Below are 10,345 nucleotides of genomic sequence, written 5' to 3'. Positions count from 1 at the left end.
AGGCTGATGCGTACTGTGGCGTCCCGCTTCTAGACAAAAGTAAACCAGAAGAGGCTTCTCGCTCATGACCACCGATATTGCTGTTTCCATAATGGCAGCCGTTAAAGCCGTGTGATCGTGCCTTCAGAACCTGCGCACTGCCATGGCAGACCCAACACCAATGCCTGAAGTTACTCAATATCCAGTTCCATTTCAGAACCGTGGCGAATGCCAGGCCAGTGAAACTTGCCTTGGTTCAATCGGCGCGCCGCCAGCCATATTCCGAAGCCGTCATCCACTACTCCCAAAGACGATCTACGTCTAATTTTAGCTTGTCGGCCTTACGCTCTTCTACAAGCTTTAACTGACATCCCTCTTCGGGATCCATAACAGTGTAAATGTCCTCGGAGAGGTCAGACGGGATCTCGACGTGGCCTTTGCGAACCTGGGATATTTTGTCATTACCATTTTCGAAAAAATGGTGGTCACCGCATCGCATGGGGTACGAGTCTGGGTGTGGATGCAGTATCAAACACTCTGGTCTGGTGATTATCTACCTGGTGCCCAGAGCGGCAGACGCAGCTTTGAAGAGATGAGCGCAGTTTGCTCAATGACATATTCTTACCCAGTGCACGAGCAGCTTAGGGGCCGCCGTCACTGTGGTCGGCAAAGGAGCGAGCCACTGCCCCCCTTCATATGGCAATGAACCCTTAATAAGTTCTTTACCTCCATGCCTCATTCAATCCACCAGTCACGTCCGCATCTCAAACAACCGCAGCATCAACGGTCACGCAACCACGGGGGTTCCGGGAGGAAGCTGTCCTGAAGGAAGCTAATAAATGAGGTGATACGGCGCACTAACACCCGTGCGGTCGGAACCTGGGCCTTGATTGCATAATCGAGTGGAGTGTACTGCTCCAGAACATTCACTAAGGTGCCCTCCCGAAATGCGGGTACAGCAAGGTACTCGGGCAAAATCGCAATGCCGTTGCCGGCCAATGCACAGGTGTACAACAAGTGCGCTTCATTGGCATTGATAGAGGGGGCTACAGTGACCTGGATCGGGCCATCCTTACTCTCGAATGCCCAGCTATTGCCCGTAGGTTGAAAGCTCAGCGTACTGTGATCTTGAAGGTCTCTCGGGTGAGTAATCGGCGGCGCTGCAGCAAGATAAGATGGCGATGCGCAAAGGTATCGGTGCAGTGGGCATAGCGCGAAATCCGTCACCTCTTTGTAACTGGTGCCAAACGCCCCGAGCGCCACATCGAAACCTTCCACAGCCGGATTGACAGGTCTGTCGGTGAGAACGATCTCCAGCGAAATCTTGGGGTGTTTCTTTTGAAACTTGGCGACGATATCGGATAGAAACAAGATCGTCAGAGTGGTCGGCATTTTGATCCGCAAAGGCCCCTGAAGCCCCTCCTCACTTTCAGTCAAAGCCCCCATCACATCATCCGCGTCCGCAAGAAGAGACTCAACCCTCCTCAGCCAGTTCTGACCTGCATCCGTCAGCGTCAACGACCGGGTCGTCCTTACAAACAAGCGGGCCTGCGTGGAGTGCTCAAGCTGGTCTATTCGCTTGGCGACAACAGACGTGGCGATCCCAAGCTCTCGGCCTGCAGCCGAAAATCCTCCGCTTTCGGCGACTTGCAGAAAAGTTCTCAGATTTGTGAGCGTGTCCATTCAGCCTTTCTCGTTTTGCGAATAGTGCTTCCTCAATTTGCTGGATTCTCCTTGTGAACGCAAGAGCCTAAATTGGGCACAAAACAAGGAGACCACTCAATGGCCAACCAATTCGTAAATGAACCCGCTCGCACAACTCAGCTTTTCGGAGAGTATGACGTCGTAGTGCTAGGCGGAGGCCCCGGCGGCATCGCTGCGGCTACAGCGGCGTCTATTCAAGGCGCCTCTGTACTTCTCGTTGAACGCTACGGCTTCCTTGGAGGCATGGGCACCGCCGCCGGCGTCAGTAACTTCTGCGGGCTTTATGCCAACCACTTCGGCGAGCCGAAACGAGTCGTCCATGGCGTCGCCTCCCGGCTGTTGGAGCGGATGGACGAGATGCGCGGTCTCAAAGAGCCTCATCTGATCTTCGGAAAAATTTTAGCGCAAGCCTTCGATACTGCCGCTTACAAAATTGCAGCTGACGAGTTGTTGCTTTCGAACGGTGTGAAGCTGCTGTTCCACGCCTTGGCAGCTGACGTGACGTTGTCAGACCAAGGTCAAATCGAGTCCCTCATACTCGAGACAAAATCCGGTCGTCGCGCGGTTCGCGCCAAACTGTTCATCGACGGTTCGGGTGATGGAGACATGGCCGCTTGGGCCGGGGCATCGGTGCTGACAGATAGCCCAGGTTCGATGATGTATCCATCCACGATGTTCCGCATTAACGACGTACCCGCTGAGCTTGCTCAGAATCGTGGGTGGGACAAATTCCCTGAGTTGATGGCTGCTGAAGAGATGCGTTCAGGGAAACATTTCCCACGCAAGGGCCCCATTATTCGACCTCAAAACCACAGCATTGAATGGCGCGCTAACCTGACGCAAGTCGCCAACCCGGACGGAACTCCGGTTAATGGCATCGACGCAGAGCAGTTGAGCTATGCCGAGGTCGAAGGTCGACGTCAGATCCAAATGTCTTTCGAAATGATGCGCGCGGCAATTCCAGAGTTTAAAAACTCCTACATCGTGGATATTCCACCACAGGTGGGCATCAGAGAAACACGGCGGATCGAGGGCGACTACGTTCTGACCGACGACGATGTCCTGTCGTGCGCAAGCTTCGAAGACACGATCGGCGTCAACAGTTGGCCTGTGGAAGACCATGTACAAGGCGACGTGATTTGGCGCTGGCCAGATCTTCCAAACGTAAGGGGTTTCAATCAGCTGCCTTACCGAATGCTGCTGCCCAAAGGCATTAACAACCTGTTCGTAATCGGCCGATGTGCCTCCATGAGTCACACCGCTCAGTCAGCGGCACGCGTCACCGGTGCTTGCTTTGTGATGGGTGAAGCCGCAGGCACTGCGGCTGCGATTTGCGCCAAGGAAGGGCTAACTCCCCGGCAGATCGACGTTCCCCGACTCCAGCAAATCCTTCAGAAGAATGGTGCATATCTCGGGTAACAGAATGTGAATGCTCTAGAGCGCAGAACACAGATTCTGCGCTTCACAGAATAGGAAAATAATAACAATGAACCACGAATCGACTGCACCAATGACTGCTTCCTCAACGAAGGTACTGAGCTATCGCTGGGTGATTTTGGCGATATGCACGCTTAACTTCCTGATGAGTTTCATCGATCGTCTGGCATGGGCGAACCTTTCTCTCTCCGTCAGTGAGTCTATGGGGCTTCCCCTCTCCACTCTCGGCGCCTATCTCACATCGTTTTACGTAGGCTACGTTGCGTTCAATGCACTAGGCGGTTTGCTTAGCGATAAGCTGGGCGCGCGGATGGTACTCATCATCTCTATGCTGTCGCTCGGCGTTTTTACTGGCTTGTTTGGTTTCACTCACACCTTCGGGCAAGGCCTGGCTTTACAGCTTTTCATGGGCTTTGCTGCCGGCGCCGATTTTGCCTGCTGCGTGAAACTCATCGTCACCTGGTTCGACAAAGGCAGTCGTGGCCGGGCAATGGGGCTCTTCATGATTGCTTCTTCACTCGGAGTTGTCGTAACGAACCTCTTAGTGCCAACGCTTGCGGAAGCGGTAGGTTGGCGTAATGTCTATCACATCTTGGGCATCGTCACTTTCGGCCTAGGCATTTTGAGCATCTTTCTGCTTCGCGATGGCCCTGTAGACAATGCGCCCGCGCCACTAAAAGCCGTTATCAAGTTGATGCGTAATCGAAACGTGTTGTTCCTTACTCTTGCAGGTTTCGGTGGCTTTTGGGGTACGTGGGGCTTTGCATTCTGGGCAAACACACTGCTGATCAAACATGAGGGATTCAGCCCCGTTGAAGCAGGTGGGATCGTCTCTTTGGCCGGTATCGCGGCGATTTTCGGTAAGCCTGCCTTTGGACTTCTTTCGGACTGGATCCGTAACCCAAAACTCATCGCAGTCCTTTGTCTGCTGTTCTTTTCAGCGATGTTGGTCGTGTTCGGCCAGCTTCAAGGGCGTACGGCGTTTCTCATTGGAGCGCCTTTGATCGGCTTGGGCGCTTTTGTCTATAGCCCCCTTCTGGCAGTTATGGTCGGTGAAATCGCAGGGGCGAAACATGCCGGATCCGCAACAGGTCTGACAGCAGCGATCTGGCAATTAGCAAGCGTCATAGTGCCCGTGGCCGTTGGTTTTGTCTTCCAGAGCACCGGCTCGTTCACAGTAGCATTCAGCGTCTTGGCTGCTGGCCCTCTGTTTGGGGCCATCATGCTGATTTGCCTGAAAGTCGCTCCGGCCAAGATCTCTGACTGACTTAACGTTGCTCAATTAGCGCTCCTTTGGCCCCACGTTCTCGTCTTGAACTGGGGCCTTTTTTGCGAGTATCGAACATAACGAATGTGACAACCTCTGGCGGGGGCCCCTGCCCCCAGCAGCCCAGTTTGAATGACCAATCCTGAAAGCAGAGATGAGGCAAGGCAAACCCCAGCCTTGCACTACCGAAATGCCCCCGCAAGCCAGCGGTAAGACCTACTGCCCTAGGAATCCCTGCGTCCTTCCGCGTCTATATGTGCCCTTGCCTGGACAATGCAACGCAAGCCTATCGCGATAATTAGATCGGAAATACGAGGTGAAATTGTGAGCAGGCAACAGTTGCCGCATGCGGCATGACCACGCATAGAGAGCGCTTCAGAGAATCCTGTGGCATCAGTGAAATCGAAGCAGTAATGGCAGGTGTGCCGCCCTATGTGGGCGGCACTTTGTCTGAGGGGAGGTGGCGAGCAATACGCACTCACCGCGCAGAGGCTACCGACTTAACCGCCGTTCGCGACGGCAGTACCATCGGTCATTTTGGATGTTCGGCCAAGAACAACCACGTCTCCACTACTGAGTCAGGGTTCAACGAAACGCTATCAATCCCCTGCTCCATCAACCAACGCGCCAGATCAGGATGGTCGGACGGGCCTTGGCCACAGATGCCCACGTACTTACCTGCTTTATGGCAAGCGTCAATGGCAAGGGATAACAGCTTCTTGACCCCAGGATTACGCTCATCAAATAGGTGCGCGATGATGCCGGAGTCGCGATCCAGACCCAGCGTCAGCTGAGTCAGATCATTGGAGCCAATAGAGAAACCGTCAAAGAATTCGAGGAACTCATCGGCCATCAAGGCGTCGGATGGCAGTTCGCACATCATGATGATACGCAGACCGTTTTCGCCGCGCTTCAAGCCGTTTTCGGCGAGCAGATCGACGACCTGGCTGGCTTCGCCCAAGGTACGGACGAACGGCACCATGATTTCGACGTTGGTCAGGCCCATCTCGTTGCGCACACGTTTCAGCGCGCGGCATTCGAGTTCGAAGCAGTCGCGGAACGATTCGCTGATGTAACGCGAAGCGCCACGGAAGCCCAGCATCGGGTTTTCTTCTTCCGGCTCGTAGAGCTTGCCGCCGATCAGGTTGGCGTATTCGTTGGACTTGAAGTCCGACAGACGCACGATGACTTTTTTCGGCGTGAACGCTGCAGCCAGGGTGCTGATGCCTTCCACCAGTTTGTCGACGTAGAAGTCGACCGGGTCGTTGTAACCGGCGATACGCTTGTCGACGCTGTCCTTGATTTCCTGTGGCAGACCGTCGTAGTTCAACAGCGCTTTCGGGTGCACACCGATCATGCGATTGATGATGAACTCCAGACGGGCCAGGCCCACACCGGCGTTCGGCAGTTGCGCGAAGTCGAAGGCGCGATCCGGGTTGCCAACGTTCATCATGATTTTGAACGGCAGCTCCGGCATGGCATCCACGGAGTTCTTCTTGATGTCGAAGCCCAGTTCGCCTTCGAAGATGTAACCGGTGTCGCCTTCGGCGCACGAAACGGTCACGCCTTGGCCGTCTTTCAGCAATTGGGTGGCGTTGCCGCAACCGACCACTGCCGGGATACCCAGTTCACGAGCGATGATCGCCGCGTGGCAAGTACGACCGCCACGGTTGGTGACGATGGCGCTGGCGCGCTTCATGACCGGTTCCCAATCCGGGTCGGTCATGTCGGAAACGAGTACGTCGCCCGGCTGGACTTTGTCCATCTCGGAGACGTCTTTGATGATGCGCACTTTGCCGGCGCCAATGCGCTGGCCGATGGCGCGACCTTCAACCAGCACGGTGCCGGTTTCTTTCAACAGGTAACGTTCCATGATGTTGGCCTGGGTGCGGCTTTTCACGGTTTCAGGACGCGCCTGCACGATGTAGAGCTTGCCGTTGTCGCCGTCCTTCGCCCATTCGATGTCCATCGGGCACTTGTAGTGCTTTTCGATGATCATCGCTTGTTTGGCCAGTTCGCTGACTTCAGCGTCGGACAGGCAGAAACGCGCGCGATCAGCATTGTCGACGTCGATAGTCTTGACCGAACGACCGGCCTTGGCCTCGTCGCCGTAGATCATCTTGATGGCTTTGCTGCCCAGATTGCGACGCAGGATCGCCGGACGACCGGCTTCCAGCGTGCCCTTGTGTACGTAGAATTCGTCCGGGTTGACCGCGCCTTGTACGACGGTTTCGCCCAGGCCGTAGGCGCCGGTGATGAACACCACGTCACGGAAACCGGATTCGGTGTCGAGGGTGAACATGACGCCGGCAGTGCCGGTTTCAGAACGCACCATGCGCTGCACGCCAGCCGACAGGGCGACCAGTTTGTGGTCGAAGCCCTGGTGCACGCGGTAGGAAATCGCACGGTCGTTGAACAGCGAAGCGAACACCTCTTTGGCGGCACGGATAACGTTTTCCACACCACGGATGTTCAGGAAGGTTTCCTGCTGACCGGCGAACGAGGCGTCCGGCAAGTCTTCGGCGGTGGCGGAGGAACGCACGGCCACGGCCACATCAGGGTTACCGGCCGACAACGCGGCAAACGCGGTACGGATCTCGGCATTCAGTTTTTCAGGGAATTCGGCTTCCATGATCCATTGACGGATCTGTGCGCCGGTCTTGGCCAAGGCGTTGACATCGTCAACGTCGAGCGCGTCGAGGGCCTGATGAATCTGATCGTTCAGCCCACTCTGTTCAAGAAAATCGCGATAGGCTTGAGCTGTAGTGGCGAAGCCGCCTGGTACGGACACGCCGGCGCCTGCCAGGTTACTGATCATCTCGCCTAGGGATGCGTTCTTGCCCCCAACGTGCTCAACATCGTGTTTGCCTAGCTGAGAAAGGGATACTACGTAACCGCTCATTATTATCTCCGGTCAGGTTTGTGGGGAAAGGTAATTAGGACACGCTGACTCGACCTGATCGGTTCGAAAATAGTGCGAGTTGTCCAAATGTTTTTGCCGGGTATCGCATTGCTCCAATTAAAGAGCGACACGAGACCCGGCTGTAATTTTTAAGACATGGTTTCGCGTTTGGTCATTTGGTGACGACTGACTTCACGATCCCGCATCCCTTGTCCATTCCGCTTTTCCGTTGCAACCAAATGGTTAGAACAGCGGTAGCGTGTAGGTGATGTAAAGCCGGTTTTCATCCAGGTTGCGCTGAGTCGGGAAGGTGCTTCGCAGCGAGGCGTTACGCCACGAGACACCCAAACCTTTCAAGGTTGGCCCCTGGAAGGCATACGAGACCCAGAAATTCCGTTCCCACTCCTGCTTGTCGCCAGTGGCTGTTTCGATGTGATCCCCACGCTGATAGGCAAGCAACGTGGTCAGCCCCGGGATACCGTAAGTGGCAAAATCCACGTTGTACTGAGCCACCCATGTCCGCTCGCCCGCCTTCTGAAAACGCGCGCCCGTCTGGCGGTCAGTGATCAAGTAGGTTGATGCACCATCCTGTTGGTTAACGAATGGAAAATCGCTGCTTCCACTCATATGTTGATATCCCAGCCCTACGGAGTGTGCTCCCAATGTGTAGGTGAAAAGACCAGCCAGTGCGCGGTTATCAACCTCACCTCCATTTTGGAATCCTGCGCCGCGATATCCTTCTGCACGACCAGCGACGCTGCCGTTTTTACCGGACGAACTGCTGTCAAAGAACCTGAGATCGCTTTTGAACGAACCAACGGAGAGTGGGGTGTTATGAACCAGCCCAACAAAATGCTGACGATAAAAATCTTTTAGTTCTCCGTAGTAATACTGGAGGGTAAGTTGTTTGCTTAAACTGTAATCAACCCCTGCAAAGTCGAACTCGTTACTGCGCTTCCCAGTTGCACCGCCTGCTCCAGAAATCGCCATACCTTCGCCATTCGATGAATTACGGCTCTTTACTCTCTGAATTTGACCCGCTGTGAAGGTGAATTTATCTAGGTCACGAGAGGTGGCTTGCAATCCTTGGAAAGTCTCAGGCAAGAGCCGACCATCGTTAAAGACTAAGACAGGCATTTTTGGCCGTAAAGTGCCAAGTTTTACTTCAGTCTTGGAGATTCTGAATTTGCCAGTGACACCCAGCGCACTGAATTCATCTACTGCACGACCATCACCGTCAGTTGGGAACAACTGCCCAGCGCGGTTAGTACTCTGCGGGTTGTAATGAGTACCCTTACCCGAGTCCAGCTTCACTCCCAGCAGGCCCAGCGCGTCAACGCCAAATCCGACAGGGCCGGTCGTGTACCCTGAGGTGTAATCAAGTACAAACCCTTGACCCCACTCTTCAAGTTTCGACGGTTTGATCGTACCGTCACGTAGATCCTGATTGAAGTAGAAGTTACGCGTATCAAGTCGAGCGTGAGAGTCCTCAAAAAAACCCTCTGCATAACTCCCTGTTGGCAGCCCTACCAATACGACCGCACCCAAAAAGAATTGTTTGCAGTACGACATATTTTTCTCCGAATTATTTTATTTGTAGCGGAAAAATTACTGAGTGCGCAAGCGTTCAAAGCACCTAAAACAGTGGGCACTTGGCGCTATTTAAGTGGCAACAAACCAATTAGAATTAATTTGAGTAGGGTGACACCCCAGGCAAAGATGCATTGCGCGTCAAACTAATAAGGTAAAGCGTGAAGACGACCAAGGCTCCAACTAACACAGGCAGTGCAAGCCACCAGAAGAAAGTCTGGGTGTCTCCCGCTGTAGCCATGAGCCAGGCGCCCATGGTTGAGCCGGTGATCGAGCCGAGCCGTCCGCACGCCATCGCCCAGCTGACACCAGTGACACGGGCAGTGGTGGGATAAATACTGGCAGAGACTAGGTTCAACCCGTTCTGTGCCCCGGCAACGCCGAAGCCGATCAGGAAAACAGCTACCGCCAGCTTGTAGATGTCGTCGATGAGATACCCCGTCGCGGCAATCATCACCGCAGCCCCGAGGTAAGACGCGGCAAGGACGCGGTACGGGCCGACTCGATCCATCAGCAGGGCAAGTAGGATGGCCCCGACCGTTCCGCCGACTGGCACCATGGCACCGATTCTGGATGCATGGGTGATGTCATAACCTGCATCTTTAAGCAGTGACGGCAGCCAACTGGTGATGAGGTAGAACACAAACAGAGAGCAGAAGAACGCACTCCAGAGCAGCACCGTTCTCAATGCCATACCGTCGATGAACAGCTGAGAAATGGGAGATTTGGCGCTCGGAGAACGCTCGTCCTCCAAAATCATCCCTCCCTCCCAGCGACTGCCAGTGATTTTTTCCACTACTTTGCGCAACGCGCCCTGATGATCTGGACGGGAGGCCATGAAGCGGGCCGACTCAGGTAGATACCAAGCCAGCAAAGGCAACATTGCCAATGGAACTATTCCGCCAAGAACAAGTACCCCTCTCCATCCAAAGACAGGAATGATCTGCCCTGCCAGAAGGCCTCCCAAAGCAAGGCCGGCAGTGAAACCGCTCCAGCTCAACGTGACCATGATCATCCGCCGGCGCGCCGGAGAATACTCAGAAGTCAGCGTGATGCAGGTCGGCATAGCTCCGCCCAGACCAAGCCCGGTCAGGAAGCGAAGCGCCGTCAGCATTTCAATTGAGGTAGAGTAGGCCGAGGCCAATGTGCAAGCACCAAAGACGAATACAGACACGAGCAGCACTCGCTTGCGACCCACAGCATCTGCTATCGGGCCGAAGACCAGGCTTCCTATCATCAAACCAAAAAGCCCTGCACCGAATACGGGTGCGAGTTGGGCAGGTGCTAATCCCCACGTATCCTTCAAGGAAGGGGCGATGTAGCCGATGACTGCGGTATCGAAACCGTCCACCAGGACGATCAGAAAGCACAGGATCAGAATGACAATCTGATATACCGATATCTTGGCATCGTCGATGATATCGCCGATGCGAACGGAACTGCTCATGTTGTATCCCCTATTATTA

Annotated in this window: 6 protein-coding genes; 2 read left to right on the top strand and 4 right to left on the bottom strand. The window is 54.6% G+C overall.

Annotated features, from left to right (window positions below; translation table 11 throughout):
• Window positions 1–759: 759 nt before the first annotated feature.
• Complete coding sequence (locus QYH43_RS21195) at window positions 760–1,662, bottom strand: LysR family transcriptional regulator (RefSeq protein ID WP_301157999.1); 903 nt, start codon at window positions 1,660–1,662, stop codon at window positions 760–762.
• Between the two features lie 99 nt (window positions 1,663–1,761).
• Here QYH43_RS21195 and QYH43_RS21190 point away from each other — a divergent pair, with 99 nt between their 5' ends.
• A complete protein-coding gene (locus QYH43_RS21190) occupies window positions 1,762–3,102 on the top strand; it encodes an FAD-dependent oxidoreductase (protein WP_301157998.1) in 1,341 nt (446 codons plus the stop codon).
• 67 nt (window positions 3,103–3,169) lie between these two features.
• Window positions 3,170–4,387 carry a nitrate/nitrite transporter gene (locus tag QYH43_RS21185; RefSeq protein WP_301157997.1) on the top strand — a complete coding sequence of 406 codons (1,218 nt, stop codon included), beginning with the start codon at window positions 3,170–3,172 and terminating at the stop codon, window positions 4,385–4,387.
• A gap of 532 nt (window positions 4,388–4,919) precedes the next feature.
• Here QYH43_RS21185 and ppsA read toward each other — a convergent pair.
• The 3 genes from ppsA to QYH43_RS21170 form a co-directional block, all read right to left on the bottom strand.
• A complete protein-coding gene (gene ppsA, locus QYH43_RS21180) occupies window positions 4,920–7,289 on the bottom strand; it encodes a phosphoenolpyruvate synthase (protein ID WP_301157996.1) in 2,370 nt (789 codons plus the stop codon).
• A gap of 243 nt (window positions 7,290–7,532) precedes the next feature.
• Window positions 7,533–8,861: an OprD family porin gene (locus tag QYH43_RS21175; protein ID WP_301157995.1), complete on the bottom strand. Its 1,329-nt coding sequence runs from the start codon at window positions 8,859–8,861 to the stop codon at window positions 7,533–7,535.
• A 115-nt stretch (window positions 8,862–8,976) separates the two neighbouring features.
• Window positions 8,977–10,326 (bottom strand): MFS transporter, encoded by a 1,350-nt coding sequence (locus QYH43_RS21170; RefSeq protein WP_301158058.1) that lies wholly within the window; start codon window positions 10,324–10,326, stop codon window positions 8,977–8,979.
• Window positions 10,327–10,345: the final 19 nt, after the last annotated feature.

Origin of the sequence: Pseudomonas sp. C32, from assembly GCF_030417915.1 — a bacterium.
GTDB lineage: Bacteria > Pseudomonadota > Gammaproteobacteria > Pseudomonadales > Pseudomonadaceae > Aquipseudomonas.
This window is presented reverse-complemented; position numbering and strand designations above follow the sequence as displayed.

Excerpts from the sequence above, each read along its gene's own strand:
- ppsA (WP_301157996.1), bottom strand. The coding sequence starts at position 7,289 with ATGAGCGGTTACGTAGTATCCCTTTCTCAGCTAGGCAAACACGATGTT.
- QYH43_RS21190 (WP_301157998.1), top strand. The coding sequence starts at position 1,762 with ATGGCCAACCAATTCGTAAATGAACCCGCTCGCACAACTCAGCTTTTC.
- QYH43_RS21175 (WP_301157995.1), bottom strand. The coding sequence starts at position 8,861 with ATGTCGTACTGCAAACAATTCTTTTTGGGTGCGGTCGTATTGGTAGGG.
- QYH43_RS21170 (WP_301158058.1), bottom strand. The coding sequence starts at position 10,326 with ATGAGCAGTTCCGTTCGCATCGGCGATATCATCGACGATGCCAAGATA.
- QYH43_RS21195 (WP_301157999.1), bottom strand. The coding sequence starts at position 1,662 with ATGGACACGCTCACAAATCTGAGAACTTTTCTGCAAGTCGCCGAAAGC.
- QYH43_RS21185 (WP_301157997.1), top strand. The coding sequence starts at position 3,170 with ATGAACCACGAATCGACTGCACCAATGACTGCTTCCTCAACGAAGGTA.